Origin of the sequence: Aeromonas sp. 82P (assembly GCF_051919365.1) — a bacterium.
Lineage (GTDB): Bacteria > Pseudomonadota > Gammaproteobacteria > Enterobacterales > Aeromonadaceae > Aeromonas > Aeromonas veronii.
This window is the reverse complement of the sequence record NZ_JBQBEV010000001.1, coordinates 739,595-756,604: the sequence shown is the minus strand read 5'-3', so window position 1 is coordinate 756,604 and position 17,010 is coordinate 739,595. Positions and strand designations below refer to the sequence as shown.

The following is a 17,010-nucleotide window of genomic DNA, read 5'->3' as shown; positions in this document are numbered from 1 at the left end:
GGCCGCGTTGGCCCCTGATGAGATGGGATAAACGGGCTCAGGCAGCCAGCAACCCGGCGTAGCCATTACCCTGCTCGCGCAGCGCAGTGAACTGGGCGGCACAATCGGCCCAGCTCAGCCCCAGCGCGTCTGCCACTTTGTGGGGCCACTCGGGGGGCGCCTCTTCCCCCACATCGGATTGCGCAGCCAGCACGATCGCCAGATGGATCAACCCGGCCTCGGCGGAGAACTCCTTGGCCAGCATGGGGTTGTAGTGATACTCCACCGCATTGCTGATGGTCTCGGGGAACTTCCAGTAGCGTGCCATGGCCGCCCCGACCTGGGCATAGTTGAAGCCGACCACCAGCTCTTCCGCCTTGGCGCGCCCCTTGTGCAATTCCAGATCGTGAATGTGGTGGACAGTGTTTTCCGGCAAGCCTACGTGCATCACCAAGCGGCCGAGATCGTAGAGCAGGGCGCAGGTAAAGACCTCATCCCCTTTCATCCCCTTCTTCACCGCCAGACGACGCGCCAGCTCCGCCACGTTGAAGACGCAGCCCCAGAAATGTTTGAGGTCAATGCCGGGCACTGCAGTGACCGACTCGGTGAGCCCGCAGGCCAGCACCATGTTGCGCACCATCGCCAATCCCAGCCGCACCGCGGCTTCATTGACGGTGCCGATCTGACGACTGCTGCCGAATTTGGCCGAGTTGGCCAGCCGCAGCAACTTGGCGGAGATGACAGGGTCCTTGTTGATCAACTTGCTGATCTTGAGCAGATCCGGATCCTTTTCATTGAAGGTCTGGATCAAATCGCGCATCACTTCCGGGATCTGGGGCAGTAGCTTGGGCTCGGCCAGCAGGGAATCTATCGTGGGCATAGGCGTGTCCATCCATGTTATCTGTGTTCCAACCTGTTTGCCTTGGCAAACTCCTCCTAATTATGGGTAACAAATGGCCTCCCCATCGGATTGTTTATTCGCTGGTCATTCAAGGTGTTAGTCACATTCAGGCTATACTGGCCGCCACATTCACTGTTGCGGATATCCCATGAACGACACTCAGGAATTTTTTGATGAAGACGCGCTGCTGGAGATGGTGGAGAACCAGCTCAACGACGGTCACCCGCCCCATGTGAAGGCGACCCTGATGCGGCTGGTAATGAAGGGCACCCCGCGAGAAGAGGCGCTGCAATATATCGCCTGCGCCCTCGGTGCCGAGCTGATGGCGATGGAGGCCGATCAGGGCCCCTTCAATCTGACCCGTTACGGCGAGTTCCTCGACAGCCTGCCCGAGATGCCGTGGGCAGACGACTGACCCTAGCTGGATAACGGATGCAAAAAGGGCGGGTGCCAATGGTCCCGCCCTTTTGCATGGATCCACTCCGGATCAGAACTGGGAGTTGATGATCACCTCTTCCCCCAGCGCCCCTGCCAACGGCAGTGGCCGATAGCTGGAGTTGGCGGCCCGCAGCAGACGAATGCCGCGAATACCGACCTCCTGCGCCGCCTTGATATCCCCATCGGCGTCTCCGTAGAAGAGCTTCATCTGCTTATCCTTGAGCCACTGCACCTTGGTGTTCTGGCCCGGCTGATCACCGGCGAAGATCACCGGATTGAGCTGGTCGGCCGGAATATTCATGGTCTGCTGCAGAGTCTGGCTCACGGTTTCGGTCTTGGTGGCCGAGCGGCCGGTGACGAAATAGATGTGGTCACCGCGCTTGAGATGCATGGCGATGAGCGCCTTGCCCACCTCTTTCGGCATGCTGAACGCATCCCAGCCGTTATTCATCTTCTCCCAGAAGGCGGGGTTCTTCAGATAGCTCTCGTCGTTGGGCGAGAACTCCTGTTTGCCGCGATAAAAACCCGGGCTGGAGAAGAGCAGGGTATCGTCGATATCAAACCCGACCGCCATCGGGGGCAGGCCATCCAGACTCTTGGCAATCTGCTCCACTGATACCCAGTGGATCGGTGCCTGCTGGGCCAGAGTGACGGTGGTGACACCGGCAGGGATCGGCTGAACGGTAGCGGCTTGACCCGCCACGGCAGGCAGAGAGAGGGCCGCAGCCAGCAAGGAGGCAAGCAGCGCCGGACGAGAGATGTGTTTCATAAGGCAGGTTGTCACCTTCAATCAAAAGAGGGGGCCAATAGTGCCCCCATCCCGCCTCTCAAATCTGTGAATGCTCCTGCAAAAAGGGAGCATTTGACGCCCGATAATTAATCCTTGATTGGCAGCAGATCGGTAAAGACAAAGCCGTCGCGCAGCACTGTTTCACCGACCCGAATGCCGAGCGGACGGGAGAACATGGGGCCATCATAGGCCAGGGTGTGAAACTCGCCGTTCTCGCCGCACGGATCGACCCCCTCCGGCAACGCCGCCAGCAGTGCCTCGTCAAAGTCATGGCCACCCAGGCTGGCATCCAGCTTGTTCGGGTCGAGAGCACTGATCCGCGCCTTCAACCCAGCGGCCACCATCTGCGGCGCCAGTTCACGGGTATTGCTGCCCCACAGCGGGAATAGTGGTTCGATGCCGGTACCTGCCAGCTGCTTTTCACGGTAGGCGCGCACATCCTCTAGGAACAAGTCGCCAAAGGCCATATGGCGGATCCCCTGTGCCATCACATCGGCGATAAAGCCGGTCATGATGCGGGCGTAATCCTCGTTGCTGCAGGGCCAGGGCAGATCGATGGTGATGAGGGGCAGCCCTACACAGGCGGCCTGCTCGGTCAACAGCTGCTTGCGCACCCCGTGCATCGCCACCCGCTCGAATGCCTGATTGAGGGTAGTAAACAGCCCCACCACCTCGATGGCGGGGTCTTGCCGCAACTGATGCAATGCCCATGCGCAATCCTTACCGCTGCTCCAGGAGAGCAGTACCCGTTTCTTTTCCATCATTCCTCCGCCAACGGGGCACTCGGATTGCCCCAAAAAGATGCAAGACAGTGTTGCGAATTGCGCGATTTACACACAAGAGGCAGGCAGCATACTCTCGATCACCTGTATATGCCCCTTGCACGGGGTGACAATAACTAAAAAAACCGATGGGAAACATACGGATATGACCACGACCACACAACAGCACGATCACGCCCGCCCCCTCAATCGACAGGATTACAAAACCCTGAGTCTGGCTGCCCTCGGCGGCGCGCTGGAGTTTTACGACTTCATCATCTTCGTCTTCTTCGCCGTGGTCATCGGCGAGCTGTTCTTCCCGGCCGACATTCCCGAGTGGCTGCGCCAGTTCCAGACCTTCGGCATCTTCGCCGCCGGTTATCTGGCCCGCCCGCTCGGCGGCATCATCATGGCCCACTTTGGCGATCTCATCGGTCGCAAGCGGATGTTCACCCTCAGCATCATCATGATGGCGCTGCCGACCCTGTTGATCGGTCTGCTGCCCACCTATGCGGTGCTCGGCATCGGCGCCCCCATCGCCCTTCTGGGCCTGCGGATCCTGCAAGGCGCCGCCATCGGCGGTGAAGTGCCGGGCGCCTGGGTGTTTGTCGCCGAGCACGTTCCTGCCCGTCGGGTCGGGGTCGCCTGCGGCACGCTCACGGCGGGATTGACGGCCGGCATCCTGCTTGGCTCCCTCATAGCCACTGCGGTCAACAAGAACCTGACACCAGCCGAAGTGAGCGAGTGGGGCTGGCGAGTGCCCTTCCTGCTCGGTGGTATCTTCGGCATCGTCGCCATGTACCTGCGTCGCTGGTTGCACGAAACCCCGGTCTTCGCCGAGATGAAAGCCAACAAGACCCTGGCCGATGAGCTCCCCCTCAAGTCGGTGCTGCGCAACCACAAGAGCAGCGTGGTGGTCTCCATGCTGCTCACCTGGCTGCTCTCCGCCGGTATCGTGGTGGTGATCCTGATGACCCCCACCTATCTGCAGAAGATCTATGGCATCAGCCCGGCTGACGCCCTGACCGCCAACTCGCTGGCGATTGTTGCCCTGACCCTCGGCTGCATCGTCTATGGCCGACTGATCGACCTGCTGGGCAGCGGTCTCACCTTCATGTTCGGCTCCCTGCTGCTGGCTGGCTCCAGCTACGCCTTCTATCACGGTCTGGCGGCCGGCACGAGCCAGCTGGTGCCGCTCTATATGCTGGCGGGCTTTGCGGTCGGGATTGTCGGCGCCGTGCCTTACGTGATGGTCAACGCCTTCCCGCCGGTGGTGCGTTTCTCCGGTCTGTCATTCTCCTACAACGTGGCCTACGCCATCTTCGGCGGCCTCACCCCGATGGCGGTGACCCTCTGGATGAAGAGCGACATGCTGGCCCCCTCCCACTATGTGGTAAGCCTGTCGGTGCTGGGTTTCGCCATCGGTCTCTGGCTCTGGTTCCAGCAACGGGCCATCCGGCAGCAGCAAGCGCCACAAGCGGCCTGACCCGAACAACAAGCCCCGGTATCTGCCGGGGCTTTTTTGTACTGCTTATATTCAGTTTCGCCAGCATAAGATAGCCTCCCTCTGGGGCCTGCCACCCGCATCGCCCCATGGCTTCCAACTCTTTATCCGAGGCTCAAGATGTTCTTTCAGGTCGTATTACTCACCTTGCTGGCGCTGCTGCCCATGGTCAACCCGCCCACCACGGCCACCCTGCTGCTGGGACTGAGCAAGGGGATGTCGCGCGAACACGTGCGCCGTCAGGTCAATCTGGCCGCCATCTATCTGTTCTGCACCCTCTGCATCACCTTCTTTATCGGATCCTCGATCCTGGATCTGTTCGGGATCTCCATTCCGGGCTTGCGCCTGGCCGGTGGCCTCATCATCGGCTTTATCGGCTTTCGCATGTTGTTCCCCGCCCCCAGCCAGCAGAGCGGGGTCGATATAAACCAGAGCATTGCCTTCGTACCGCTCACCATGCCCAGCATGTGCGGGCCCGGCACCATGGCGCTGGTGATAAGCGGGGCCGCCCAGATCGCCGAGCTGCCGGACGAATACAACCGCCTCACCATCTACGCCGGTGTGGTAACGGCGTTTGCCCTGATGAGCCTGATCAGCTGGGGAGTGTTGAAGCTGGCGGATCCGGTCTGCAAGATCCTGGGCGCCACCGGCATCGACGCCATGACCCGTATCATGGGCTTCCTGCTGGTCTGCATGGGTATGCAGTTTTGCATCAACGGCATCAAGGAAGTGGCACAGGATCCGGTATTCCACGGCGGCCAGACCGTGCAAACCGCACCGGCGCTACCAAAGGCTTCCGGCACGTTTGATCAGTTGCCGCAGAAGCCCACCGGCTCTGATTGAAAACGGTATCAAAAAGTCCCTGACGATCTGCACTGATCTTGTCCCTGATCATGTTATTGACACACAAATGAGTTAGTTTGTTTTTCATACAGACTGTATTCAGATGGACGCTGATAGGTTTGTTGATGAATACCCACTCAACTTCAGGAGAGTATGCAGATGGACAAGATGCTGACCGAAATAGGGAGCCATAGCCTGTTTCACGAGTACCTGAACGTGGTTGGGATTGCGAGCCCATCCCTCGCCAAGATCGAGCAACGCTGGGAATATAAAGATCAAGAGCAGCTGGTAGCCAAAATCCAGATCGACAAACAGGGTAACGCTCGCTATTTTATCGACGCCCGCGCCATATCCGTCAACTGATACCGAATAACCCGCCAGCCCCGGTCCACCGACCGGGGCTTTTTGTTGCCTGTGGTTCCCTGAATAGCAAAACCCCGGCAAGGGCCGGGGTTTGAATGCATCGGGTTACGCCGCTGCGCGGCTAACCCAACCTACGACGTGCCACCCACGGTGAGCTGATCCAGTTTGAGGGTGGGCTGGCCGACACCGACTGGTACGCTCTGCCCCTCCTTGCCGCAGATGCCAACCCCGCGATCCAGCGCAAGGTCGCTACCCACCATGGAGACCTGGCTCATCGCCTCAGGGCCGTTGCCGATCAGGGTCGCGCCCTTGATGGGAACGGTGATCTTGCCATCCTCGATGAGGTAAGCCTCGGAGGCAGAGAAGACAAACTTGCCGGAGGTGATGTCCACCTGACCGCCGCCGAAGTTGGGGGCATAGATCCCCTTCTTCACCGAGGCGATGATCTCGGCCGGATCATACTGACCCGCCAGCATATAGGTGTTGGTCATGCGTGGCATCGGCATGGCGGCGTAGGATTCGCGGCGCCCGTTGCCGGTGAGCGGTACCCCCATCAGACGGGCATTCTGCTTGTCCTGCAGGTAACCCTTGAGGATGCCGTTCTCGATCAGCACGTTGTAGCCACCCGGTGTGCCCTCGTCATCGATGGAGACGGAGCCGCGCCGACCCGGCAGGGTGCCATCATCGACGATGGTACAGTGCTTGGAGGCCACCTGCTCGCCGATGCGGCCAGCAAATGCGGAAGATCCCTTGCGGTTGAAATCCCCCTCCAGACCGTGGCCCACCGCCTCGTGCAGCAGCACGCCAGGCCAGCCGGAGCCCAGCACCACCGGCATGGTACCGGCTGGCGCGTCGATGGCTTCCAGATTGACCAGCGCCTGACGCACAGCTTCACGCACATAGCCAAAAGCGCGGCTCTCCAGCCCGTCCAGTTCGAGGAACCAGTCGTAACCAAAGCGGCCACCGCCACCGGCACTGCCACGCTCGCGGCGATCGCCCTTCTCGGCGATCACGGTCACCGACAGCCGCACCAGCGGACGCACATCGGCGGCCAGGGTACCGTCGGTGGCTGCCACCAGCACCTCTTCGTAGACGCCGCTGATGGAGGCCATCACCTGATTGATGGCGGGATCCAGACTTCGAGCGAACTTGTCCATCTGCTCCAGCAGGGCGATCTTCTGGTGCTTGTCGAGGGTCTGCAGCGGATCCATGGCCGGATAGAGCAGGTTCGCTTCGGTGCGCGCCCATGCCTTCACCTTGCCGTGAGCACCTGCGGCGGCGATGCCGCGAGCGGCAGTCACCGACTGTTGCAGTGCCAGCAGGCTCAGCTCGTCCGAGTAGGCGAAGCCAGTCTTCTCGCCGCTGACGGCGCGCACCCCGACCCCCTGATCGATGTTGTAGCTGCCATCCTTGACGATGCCATCTTCCAGCATCCAGGACTCGTGCCAGCTGCGCTGGAAATAGAGATCGCCGAACTCAACCTGATGGCTCATCAGGCTGCCGAGCAGCTGCTGCAGGCGCCCTTCATCGAGGTCGTTCGGGGCCAACAGGGAGGCACTAACCTGGCTCAATAGACTCAATCTTCTTCTCCACTCTCGTAACGAGCTGTTTTAAATCGTCTTGCCGACGGGTTGGCAACAAGCCACACCATCACAACAAACGGGCATGCTCCAGCACGGGCAAACGGCTGCGTTTCAATTTTTCACCACACCATCAGAGCAAACGGGCGTGTTGCAGCACTGGCATGGTGCGTTTCAATTCGTCGATAAGCCCGGGCTCCATCTTCGCCAGCACTGTGCCGCCCCCGGACTCTTTGCTCGCCAGCACCCGACCCCAGGGGTCGATCACCATGCTGTGGCCCCAGGTCTGGCGCCCTGTCTCGTGAGTGCCGCCCTGATTGGCAGCGACTACGTAACACTGGTTTTCGATGGCGCGGGCCCGCAGCAGCGGCTCCCAGTGCACCTCGCCGGTCACGGCGGTAAAGGCGGCAGGCACCAGCAGCACGCGCGCACCAGCTCGGGCCAACTGGCGGTAGAGCTCGGGAAAGCGCAGATCATAACAGATCGAGAGGCCGAGGGGACCAAAGGGAGAGTCCACCAACACAGGCGCCTCCCCCGGGCTGAAGGTCTCCGACTCACGGTAGCGGCCGTGATTATCCGCCACATCCACGTCAAACAGGTGGATCTTGTGGTAATGGCCCCTGAGCTCACCGCTTGGGTTAAACACCAGCGAGCTGGTGTGGATATGGTCGGAACCTGAGATGGTGGTCGGCATTCTTGTCGGCATAGCACCGGCCACCAGCCAGATGCCATAATCGCGGGCCCATTCAGCCAGTTGCTGCTGGATCGGGCCCTCATCTATGGCCTCGGCCCCATCCAGATAGCCCTGCCGTTCGCCAAACAGGGCAAAGTTCTCAGGCAACAGCACCAGTAGCGGCCGCTCTTTAGGCAAGGCCGCCAGCTCGGCGACGATCTGCTCCCGGTTATCCTGCCAGTGACGACCAGATACCAGCTGTATTGCGGCTAACCACATGACGTTCTCCTTGTCGCTTGGGCCATCAGACGGTGACAGCATCCCCCGCCTGCAGGGTGTAATCCAGCACTATGATGCGCTCCAGCACCGGGCGGAAGATGGCCTTGAGGGCATCGTGATCAGGATGGGGCAGATAGCGCTGGCGGGCTGCTTCGTCGGCGAAGGTCATCAGCACGCTGTGGGTAAACCCATCGGCCCGCCCCTCCGGGCTGTCATCCCGACCCCACTCCACGGCGGTCACGCCGCTGACCTGATGGGGAATGGCGAGAAAGGCGGTACGCACCGCATCTATCCGGGCAGGCTGGGTGTCCGGCTTGAAGGCGATCAGCAGGATATGTCGGATCATGGCTCACTCCTTGTGATGGTGCCGGGCCGCTCGTTCAGCGCTGAGCAGGCCCCGCGTGTTTGGGGCTCAGCAGGAAAGGGGTCACCTCTTGGGTCGGCAGGCCGGGGGCAACGGCGTCAACCGCCTCTTTCTGCTGCTGGTTGAGCTTGATGCGCGCGCGATCTCGTCCCGCCTCGATCAGCTTGGGTGCGTCGAGCGGGCCCGAGATGCGAAAATCGATGCGGGTCACCACATCCACCACCGGCTCCAGCAGTTTGGAGAGGGCCAGCACATAGAGACCCGTGACCGGAGTGATGGAGAAGGCCGCCACCACCGGCAGGGTGCCCCCCAGATTGGGGGAGAAGCTCAGCTCGTAGTCGAGCCGCCAGCGCACCAGATCGGCGATCCCCTCACCGCGCAGGTTGCCTGCCGCCCCCTTCATATAGAAATCATCGTTGCTTACCTGCCCCTGCTTGATGGTGGCAGAGGCGGACATGGATTCGAAGTAGAAGCCCTTGTCGAACACATCGCGAAAATCGAGCCGCAGCTTGCGCAGCAGGGAATCGAGGCTGAGCAGGGAGAGCAGTCGCGCCCCCTTGTCGTTGACCTCCCGCAGGGTGCCGCCCTCCAGCTGATAGTTGGCACTTCCCCCCAGAGTCGGCAGACTCGGGCGGTAGGGCACATCCTGCCAGTTCAGATCAAAAGCGAGGGAGCCGGGGGCATCACCGATGGGCGAGGTGTAGCCGAGCCGCTTGAGCAGCAGCTCGCTGTTGTTGCTGGTCAGCTTGCCACGGGCACGGGTCTGCATCCGGTTGTCATCGGCCAGCCAGTCGACGCTGCCGGTGAGCTGACTCCCCGCCAGCCGCACATCCAGCCCCTTGAGGGTCACCTTGTTGGCGCCGGGCACCAGCTCCCCTTTCACTTCACCAAGAGGTAGCTCACCAAAGCGGCAATCGACACAGCTCACCTTCAACCAGGGGATGGAGGCCATGATGGCGTTGTCCTGCTTGGCATCGGGATCCGGGCTGAGATCCGAACTCTTGCCAGACCAGTAGATGCGGGCAAACTTGGCATCCACCGGGCGATTGGCCACTGCGGGCAGGCGGATCACCCCCATCACATCGGGGCTGTCGATCATCACTTCGGTAGCCTGATTGGTCGGCCCCACGGTGAAACGCGCCGCCTTGAGGGTGGCGCTGCCGATATAGGCGCGGGCCAGCTGTCCATCCACCCACCACTCCTGTGGCAGGAAGGCGGGGCCGACCACCGCGTTGCCGGTCTGATTCTGCGCCGGCAGCCATTGTTTAAGTCGCGCCAGCCAGCCACCGACATCGGCCTCCTGCTGGTTGATGGCGAGCAGCATGGGGGCATCGCGCATTACCCGGGCGCCCGGCTGACCCACATCGACCCGCACCCGGCTGAGATAAGGCACCCCTTCGCCGTAGACCAGTCGGGTCTGCATATCCACATCCGCCCCCAGCACGGCACGAATGTCGGCGCTGCCATCCCGGCCACGAGCGATCACCTTGAGCGGCAGCCGGCTGGCACTGCTCTTGGCCAGCGGCAGCGGCAGATCCAGCCCCATCCCCTGCAGGTTGGAGTCGAGCGCCAGCTGGAAGCTGAACGGCTTGCTCTCGGGCAGGGTCAACCCGAGCTTGCCGCCCCAGTTGCTGCGACCGTTGAGGATACCGTACGAAGAGATGGCAGTGGGCTGGCGCCGGCTATCCCACTGCCCCTTGAAATCGAGGTCGACCTGATAGTGATCCGGATGCTGGCGCCCCTGATAGTCGAGGGTCAGCGGCTGGTTCCACAGGCTCGCCTTGAGGTTGCTGAAACGGGTCTGCTCGTTGTCATATTCGAGGCGCCCCAGCACCTTCTCCAGCGGCAGATCCAGACTGGCAACCCGCACCTTGTTGTTGCTGAAGATGGCATCACCGCTCGCCTTCACCTCGCTCTCGCCATCGAGAGGAATATCGAGCTTGACCGATCCTGCCATCGGGCCGCGGATCTCGATCTCCCGCAGCGCCTGACCAACCGAACTGCCCAGCGGAGAGTCCTGCAGGTAGTCGCTGATGGCCTTGCCCTCTCCCTGCACCTTGGCATCCACATAGAGGTGGGCGCCGGGGGAGAGATCCGGGATCCAGGCATGCACCGAGTCGGAGCTCGCCTTGCCGAGTTTGGTGGATCGGCTGCGCATATCGAGACCGGCATTCTGGAACAACAGGTCGATCTGCAGGTCGGTGAGCGGTTGCCAACCGGGGAAGAACTCGTAGGTGGCCTGCTCCAGCGGCACCGCCACCTGGAAGATGCCCTTGCCGTTGTCGTAGGGGAAATCCCGAAACTCCCCATACCAGAGCAGGTCGGCCCCCTTGGCCTTGCCCCCCTTGATGGCGCCGCTCAGGTAATCCACCAGCCCCTTGTCCATCGCCTGCAGCGGGAAGTAGCGATCCGCATGGCCCGCATTCTTCACATCGATGCGACCGGTCAGGGCGAGGAAAGGGTGCTCGAACAGATCGAGGCGGAAACGGCTGGACAGGGTCAGGTCCGGGTTATCCAGCGCGATATCCTGCCCGTAGAGCACCCAGCCCTGTTCCTCGCGCCACCAGTCGAGGCGGGCCGAGAAGTTGTCGACCGGGATCGGCATCTTGAAGTGACGGGCGGGATCCACCTTGTCGTTCGCCAGCGCCAATCTGGCGCTACCGCCGGTCGGGGTAAGCCAGAACTCGCCGTTGAGATCCTGCATCCCGGGTATATCTTGCCAGGCCTTGAGACGCACCTTGCTGAAGCGGCCACTGAGGGAGAGATCCTGCCAGTCGGCATTGGCCAGCAGCGTCAGACCCTGCAACGAACCCTGCGGATTGGTCTGGCGCAGGGTCTCGCAGAGTGTGGGGTAGAGCGCCGAGACCAACTGACTGATCTGGGTGATCTTGTCGAACTCTATGCTGGGCAGATAGCCCTGCACCCGCTCCCCGATCCGCTCCAGCTGCAAGCGGCTCTGCAACCAGGGTTTGCCGTCCAGCTTGAAGGTGACGTTGTGGCTGGCCAGTTGCCAGTCAGTGCCGTCACGGCGCAGCTGGATCTTGCCACCATCGAGACCGAAACGGTGCATATCCCCTTTCTTGGGATCCTTCCAGATCAGGTAGTTGTTGCCAAACGCCAGCAGGGTATTGCCCAGCTTGCCGCTGTCAAACTCGCTCCAGAGCTGGAAGTCGAGCTGACCGGCAACCTTGGGTTCGCCCGCATGGATCTTGGCCAGGGTCGGGGTGATATCGAGCTGGCGGGCCCCCAGATAGAGCTGACCCTTGAGGCGATCGAGCCGAGCAGTCGGGGCGTCCACATCCAGAATCAGATCGAGGGTGCTCTCGCCCACCCCGTTGATGAGGTAAGCCTTGCCGACCCCCTGATGGCGCTTGCCGCGGTTCTGCCAGCGCAGTTGGGCGATGTCGAGGGCGCGGAGATCACCGAGGGAAGTGGTGACGCTGAGACGAGTGTTGTGCACATCGAAGGTAGAGAGCTGGGTCAGCAGAAAGCGCAGCAGGGCGCCCTGCTGGGGATCGCCGGAGGGGCTCTCGTCAGCCGGTTGGCGCAAGTCGATGGTGATATCGCCATCGCTCAGGATCAGCTCGCCAAAGACCGGCTTGAGCTCGTTAATAGTGCGCCAGAAGTCGAGATGCACCCAGGCTTTGCCGAGCTGTACGGCAAAACGCCCCGAATCCGGGGCGATGGCGAGTTGCTGCAGTTCGAGGGCGGGCCCGGACTGTGTCCAGTCCAGCCCCACTTGCTCCACGCTGACCTTGAGTTGTGAATCGCCCAGCAGAGTGTGGATCAGACTCTCCCGGTATTGATTCAGCAAAGGGCCTCCGACCCGTACCAGCGTGACCAGCATGGCCATCAGTACGAACAGGACCCCCAGGGCCAACCAGCCCCGACTCAGCCAGCGATAGACCAATTACATCATCACCACGTCGAACTGCTCCTGACCACAGAGGGGTTCGCTCACTACCCGCACCTGCTTGCCGATGAACACTTCCAGCTCCGCCAGACTGTGGGACTCCTCGCCATGGAGGTAGTCGGCCACGGCCGGGGCCGCGTAGACGGTGAACTGATCCGCATCATAGGCACGATTGACCCGAATGATCTCCCGCAGGATCTCGAAGCAGACCGACTCCACCGTCTTGACCCGGCCGCGCCCCTTGCACTCGGGGCACTCGGAGCAGAGCACATGCTCCAGACTCTCGCGGGTGCGCTTGCGGGTCATCTCCACCAGACCGAGCTGGGAGAAGCCGTTGACGTTGGTCTTGGCACGATCCTTTGACAGCGCCTGCTCCAGGCTGTGCAGCACCCGACGGCGGTGATCTTCCGACTGCATATCGATGAAGTCGATGATGATGATGCCGCCGAGATTGCGCAGGCGCAGATGACGGGCAATGGCCGCCGTCGCCTCGACGTTGGTGTTGAAGATGGTCTCTTCCAGATTGCGATGGCCGACAAAGGCGCCGGTGTTGATATCCACCGTGGTCATGGCTTCGGTCTGGTCGATGATGAGGTAGCCGCCGGATTTCAGCTCCACCTTGCGCTCCAGCGCCCGCTGGATCTCGTTCTCCACGTCGTAGAGATCGAAGATCGGCGACTCGCCAGGATAATACTCCAGCTTGCTGGCCAGCTCAGGCACGTACTCCTCGGTGAAGCGCTTGAGCTGATCGAAGCTCTGGCGCGAGTCAACGCGGATCTTGTCGAGCTCGGCGCCGACAAAGTCGCGCACCACCCGGAATGCCAGACTGGGATCCTCGTAGAGGATCTTGCAGGGGGGATACTTCTGCTTGCGCTCGAGGATCTTGCGCCACAGGCGTTTCAGGAAGGCAGCATCCTGCTCCAGCTCCTGCTCCCCCACCCCTTCGGCGGCGGTGCGGATGATGTAGCCACCCAGCTCGTCCACATAACCGGCCACGGTGCGCTTGAGGCGCTCCCGCTCCGCTTCGGACTCGATACGTTGGGAGACACCGACGTGGGCGCTGCCCGGCATAAAGACCAGATAGCGGGATGGCAGGGTGATATCGGTAGTGAGACGGGCACCCTTGGTACCCAGCGGATCTTTCACCACCTGCACCATGATGTCCTGCCCCTGACGCACCAGCTCGGCGATGTTACCGACCTGGAACTGCTCCTTCTCCTTCACCGCCACACACTCGGTGTGGGGGACGATATCAGAGGCGTGCAAAAAAGCTGCCTTGTCCATGCCGATATCGACGAATGCCGCCTGCATGCCGGGCAGCACCCGGCTGATTTTGCCTTTGTAGATATTGCCCACGATGCCGCGTTTGGCCTGACGTTCTACATGCACTTCCTGCAGCAGACCGTTTTCGACCAGAGCGACCCGGGTTTCGGAGGGGGTAACGTTAACCAGCAGTTCTACCGACATAAGTAACCTTGCCTGTTCCAGTTTTGAATTCTATAGAGCCAATCCGGTACAACGCGCGCAAGGGAGAAACGCAGCAGAGCACAGCTGACGGGAAATTATTTGAGCTGTTCCAGATGATGCTTGATCAGCAGGTCTGTCTCCAGCAGGGGCAGGCCGACCACGGCGCTATAGCTCCCTTCGATGCGGCTGACAAACTTGCCGGCAATACCCTGAATGCCATAAGCCCCGGCCTTGTCACAGGGCTCACCGGTCTGCCAGTAGGCCTCGATCTCGGCCTCGTCCAGCTTGCGAAACGCCACGTTGGTGGTGACCAGACGCACGTCACAACGATCCTTGCTGGCCAGCGCTACCGCCGTCATCACCTGATGCACCTTGCCGGAGAGGGACTCCAGCATATCTTTGGCATCCAGCAGATCGGACGGTTTCTCCAGTACCCGGTCGCCCAGCACCACTATGGTGTCGGCACCCAGCACCGGCAACGCCGTCGGCGCACACGCCACGCCAGCCATCGCCTTGTCACGGGCGAGACGGCAGACGTAATCCTGCGCCTTTTCACCCTCTTCCCGCTGCTCGGGCACATCCAGTTTCAGCACCTCGAAGCGGTAGCCAATCTGGGTCAGCAGCTCACGGCGACGGGGAGAAGCCGAGGCGAGATAGAGTTGTGGTTCGTTGTTTTTGTTCATATTTACCTGATATTGAAGCGGCGTCGCACCTTGCGCAGCACCAGAAACACCCAGGGCCATATTAGCATCGTCGTCAACGTCGACCAAAAGTAGGAGAAGTTGAGACTGGCCTGGCTGAACAGATGCTCGGCCCAGAATACCGTCATTTTACCCACCAGCGAGAGGCCACCGATGATCAGTGCCTGCTGCCAGAGGGAGAAGTTGCGGATCTTCTGGAACTGGAAGGCCGCCAGATAGGTGGTGATGGCCATCGCCATCGCCCGCACGCCGAGGGTGCTGCCAAGCAGCACATCCAGCAGCAGGCCCGCCACCCAGGCGGTGCCGACGTTGGTCCGGTGCGGCAAGGCCAGTGCCCAGTAGATGAGCACCATGGCCAGCCAGTCCGGGCGGAAGGGGTCAAATTCGAAAGGAAGCGGCAGGATCGACAGGCTCAAGGCCAGCAGGATCGAGATCCAGATCCAGATCCTGCCGCTGGCGGGTTCTAGCATCAGCGAGTGGCTCCTGCGGCGGACGCAGCGGGAGCCGCCCGTTCGCCATCCTCATCATGTACTTCAGGCTTCTTGTCGGTCCACAGCAGCAGCAGATAGCGCAGTCTGTCCAGCTCCACCAGCGGCTTGGCCTCGACCTGAGCGAAGGGCTTGCCTTCCACATACTCGGAGCGGGTCACAGTCGCCACCGGATAACCTTCCGGGAAGCGGCCACCCAGACCCGAGGTGACCAGCAGGTCACCCACCTGAATATCAGTGTTGCGTGGCAGGTTGCGCAGCTCAAGCTTGTCGAGCTCGCCACTGCCGGAGGCAATGGCGCGCAAGTCGTTGCGCAGCACCCGCACCGGAATGCCATGGCTGGAGTCGGTGATCAGCAGCACGCGACTGGTGGTGGAGCCCACGTGGAGCACCTGACCAATCACCCCCTGATCGTTGATCACCGCCTGACCGTTGTAGACGCCATCCAGCGCCCCCTTGTTGATCAGCACCTGATGGCTGAAGGGGTCGGAATCCACCGACAGCAGCTCGGCCACCATCTTGCGGGACTCCTTGTGCACCGGCGAACCCAGCAGCTCACGCAGCCGCTGGTTCTCGTGTTCCAGCTGATCCATTTTGAGCAGACGGGCACGCAGGGTAAACAGCTGTTGCTCCTGCTGTTTGGTCTGCTCGATGAGATCGGCGCGGGTCTGCACCTGGGTCGACATGGTGTCGAGCAGGGTACCCGGCGCATTGGCCATGTATTGCAGGGGACTGACTAACGAACTGAGGTAGACGCGGACATGGGTAAACACACCGAAGCGGGAATCCGCGACGATGGCAGCGATGGAGATGATGACGGCGAGAAACAACCGTAACTGAAGCGAAGGGCCTCTACCAAAAATGGGTTTCATGGGTCGTCAAAAAAGAGCCGGCACGCTGGCCGGCTTTGGGTCTTATTCGTAGTGGAACAGATCGCCACCGTGCATATCGATCAGCTCCAGCGCCTTGCCGCCGCCACGGGCCACACAGGTGAGGGGATCTTCGGCCACGACGACAGGAATGCCGGTCTCTTCCATCAGCAGACGGTCGATATCTTTCAGCAGTGCGCCACCACCGGTCAGCACCATGCCGCGCTCGGAGATGTCGGAAGCCAGTTCCGGCGGAGACTGCTCCAGCGCCACCATAACGGCAGCCACGATACCGGACAGCGGCTCTTGCAGCGCTTCCAGAATCTCGTTGGAGTTGAGAGTGAAGCTGCGCGGTACACCTTCAGCCAGGTTGCGACCACGGACTTCAATCTCGCGCACCTCTTCGCCCGGATAGGCGGAGCCGATCTCGTGCTTGATGCGCTCGGCAGTCGCTTCACCGATCAGGCTGCCGTAGTTGCGACGGACGTAGCTGATGATCGCTTCGTCAAACTTGTCGCCACCGATACGGACTGACTGGGAGTAGACCACACCGTTCAGGGAGATGATGGCCACTTCAGTGGTACCACCACCGATATCAACCACCATGGAACCGGTCGCTTCGGATACCGGCAGGCCGGCACCGATGGCAGCAGCCATAGGCTCGTCGATCAGGTAGACCTCACGGGCACCGGCGCCCAGTGCGGACTCCTTGATGGCGCGACGCTCAACCTGGGTTGAACCGCACGGTACACACACCAGCACGCGCGGGCTGGGGCGGAAATAGTTGTTGTCGTGAACCTGTTTGATGAAGTGCTGCAGCATCTTCTCGGTCACGTAGAAATCGGCGATCACGCCATCTTTCATCGGGCGGATTGCGGAAATGTTGCCCGGGGTACGGCCCAGCATCTGCTTGGCGGCATGACCGACAGCAGCGACCGATTTGGCGTTCCCGCGCTCTTGGCGAATGGCGACAACTGAGGGTTCGTTAAGGACGATCCCTTGATCTTTTACATAGATCAGGGTGTTGGCAGTTCCCAAATCGATCGACAGATCGTTGGAAAAGACGCCTCTGAGCTTTTTGAACATGGCTACGGGAA

General features: G+C 61.2%; 16 protein-coding genes. 4 read left to right on the top strand and 12 right to left on the bottom strand.

Features of this window, described 5'->3' with window-relative positions:
* Nucleotides 1-37: 37 nt before the first annotated feature.
* Complete coding sequence (locus ACTG2S_RS03520; RefSeq protein WP_005357745.1) at nucleotides 38-859, bottom strand: HDOD domain-containing protein; 822 nt, start codon at nucleotides 857-859, stop codon at nucleotides 38-40.
* 169 nt (nucleotides 860-1,028) lie between these two features.
* On the opposite strand from ACTG2S_RS03520, the gene ACTG2S_RS03515 reads away from it, so the two are divergent.
* Nucleotides 1,029-1,295, top strand: coding sequence for a hypothetical protein (locus ACTG2S_RS03515; protein ID WP_005348674.1), 267 nt, complete (start codon nucleotides 1,029-1,031; stop codon nucleotides 1,293-1,295).
* Between the two features lie 72 nt (nucleotides 1,296-1,367).
* On the opposite strand, the gene aphA is transcribed toward ACTG2S_RS03515, so the two are convergent.
* On the bottom strand, nucleotides 1,368-2,087 hold the full coding sequence (gene aphA / locus ACTG2S_RS03510) for an acid phosphatase AphA (RefSeq protein WP_005342927.1): 720 nt from the start codon (nucleotides 2,085-2,087) through the stop codon (nucleotides 1,368-1,370).
* A gap of 107 nt (nucleotides 2,088-2,194) precedes the next feature.
* The gene (locus ACTG2S_RS03505; RefSeq protein ID WP_139495042.1) at nucleotides 2,195-2,869 is read right to left on the bottom strand and encodes an adenine nucleotide alpha hydrolase; all 675 of its coding nucleotides are present in this window, start codon (nucleotides 2,867-2,869) and stop codon (nucleotides 2,195-2,197) included.
* 166 nt (nucleotides 2,870-3,035) lie between these two features.
* Here ACTG2S_RS03505 and ACTG2S_RS03500 point away from each other — a divergent pair, with 166 nt between their 5' ends.
* The 3 genes from ACTG2S_RS03500 (at nucleotide 3,036) to ACTG2S_RS03490 (ending at nucleotide 5,579) form a co-directional block, all read left to right on the top strand.
* Nucleotides 3,036-4,355 carry an MFS transporter gene (locus ACTG2S_RS03500; protein WP_274161401.1) on the top strand — a complete coding sequence of 440 codons (1,320 nt, stop codon included), beginning with the start codon at nucleotides 3,036-3,038 and terminating at the stop codon, nucleotides 4,353-4,355.
* Between the two features lie 138 nt (nucleotides 4,356-4,493).
* On the top strand, nucleotides 4,494-5,216 hold the full coding sequence (locus ACTG2S_RS03495) for a MarC family NAAT transporter (protein ID WP_005348656.1): 723 nt from the start codon (nucleotides 4,494-4,496) through the stop codon (nucleotides 5,214-5,216).
* Between the two features lie 159 nt (nucleotides 5,217-5,375).
* Nucleotides 5,376-5,579 carry a hypothetical protein gene (locus tag ACTG2S_RS03490; RefSeq protein ID WP_005340062.1) on the top strand — a complete coding sequence of 68 codons (204 nt, stop codon included), beginning with the start codon at nucleotides 5,376-5,378 and terminating at the stop codon, nucleotides 5,577-5,579.
* Nucleotides 5,580-5,710: 131 nt separating this feature from the next.
* On the opposite strand, the gene tldD is transcribed toward ACTG2S_RS03490, so the two are convergent.
* From tldD to ACTG2S_RS03445, 9 genes are all read right to left on the bottom strand, one after another.
* Nucleotides 5,711-7,159 (bottom strand): metalloprotease TldD, encoded by a 1,449-nt coding sequence (gene tldD / locus ACTG2S_RS03485; RefSeq protein WP_439981995.1) that lies wholly within the window; start codon nucleotides 7,157-7,159, stop codon nucleotides 5,711-5,713.
* Between the two features lie 133 nt (nucleotides 7,160-7,292).
* Complete coding sequence (locus ACTG2S_RS03480) at nucleotides 7,293-8,111, bottom strand: carbon-nitrogen hydrolase family protein (RefSeq protein ID WP_439981993.1); 819 nt, start codon at nucleotides 8,109-8,111, stop codon at nucleotides 7,293-7,295.
* Nucleotides 8,112-8,136: 25 nt separating this feature from the next.
* Complete coding sequence (locus ACTG2S_RS03475; protein ID WP_439981992.1) at nucleotides 8,137-8,457, bottom strand: Dabb family protein; 321 nt, start codon at nucleotides 8,455-8,457, stop codon at nucleotides 8,137-8,139.
* 34 nt (nucleotides 8,458-8,491) lie between these two features.
* Nucleotides 8,492-12,385 (bottom strand): YhdP family protein, encoded by a 3,894-nt coding sequence (locus ACTG2S_RS03470; protein WP_439981991.1) that lies wholly within the window; start codon nucleotides 12,383-12,385, stop codon nucleotides 8,492-8,494.
* Nucleotides 12,386-13,855 carry a ribonuclease G gene (gene rng / locus ACTG2S_RS03465; protein ID WP_005340056.1) on the bottom strand — a complete coding sequence of 490 codons (1,470 nt, stop codon included), beginning with the start codon at nucleotides 13,853-13,855 and terminating at the stop codon, nucleotides 12,386-12,388.
* Nucleotides 13,856-13,950: 95 nt separating this feature from the next.
* Nucleotides 13,951-14,538 carry a Maf family protein gene (locus ACTG2S_RS03460; RefSeq protein ID WP_005340055.1) on the bottom strand — a complete coding sequence of 196 codons (588 nt, stop codon included), beginning with the start codon at nucleotides 14,536-14,538 and terminating at the stop codon, nucleotides 13,951-13,953.
* A 2-nt stretch (nucleotides 14,539-14,540) separates the two neighbouring features.
* Nucleotides 14,541-15,026, bottom strand: a complete 486-nt coding sequence (mreD, locus tag ACTG2S_RS03455) for a rod shape-determining protein MreD (protein ID WP_005340054.1) — start codon at nucleotides 15,024-15,026, stop codon at nucleotides 14,541-14,543.
* Nucleotides 15,026-15,916: a rod shape-determining protein MreC gene (mreC, locus tag ACTG2S_RS03450; protein ID WP_005340053.1), complete on the bottom strand. Its 891-nt coding sequence runs from the start codon at nucleotides 15,914-15,916 to the stop codon at nucleotides 15,026-15,028. Before mreC ends, mreD begins: the two co-directional genes overlap by 1 nt.
* A 42-nt stretch (nucleotides 15,917-15,958) precedes the next feature.
* Nucleotides 15,959-16,999 (bottom strand): rod shape-determining protein, encoded by a 1,041-nt coding sequence (locus ACTG2S_RS03445; RefSeq protein ID WP_005340051.1) that lies wholly within the window; start codon nucleotides 16,997-16,999, stop codon nucleotides 15,959-15,961.
* Nucleotides 17,000-17,010: the final 11 nt, after the last annotated feature.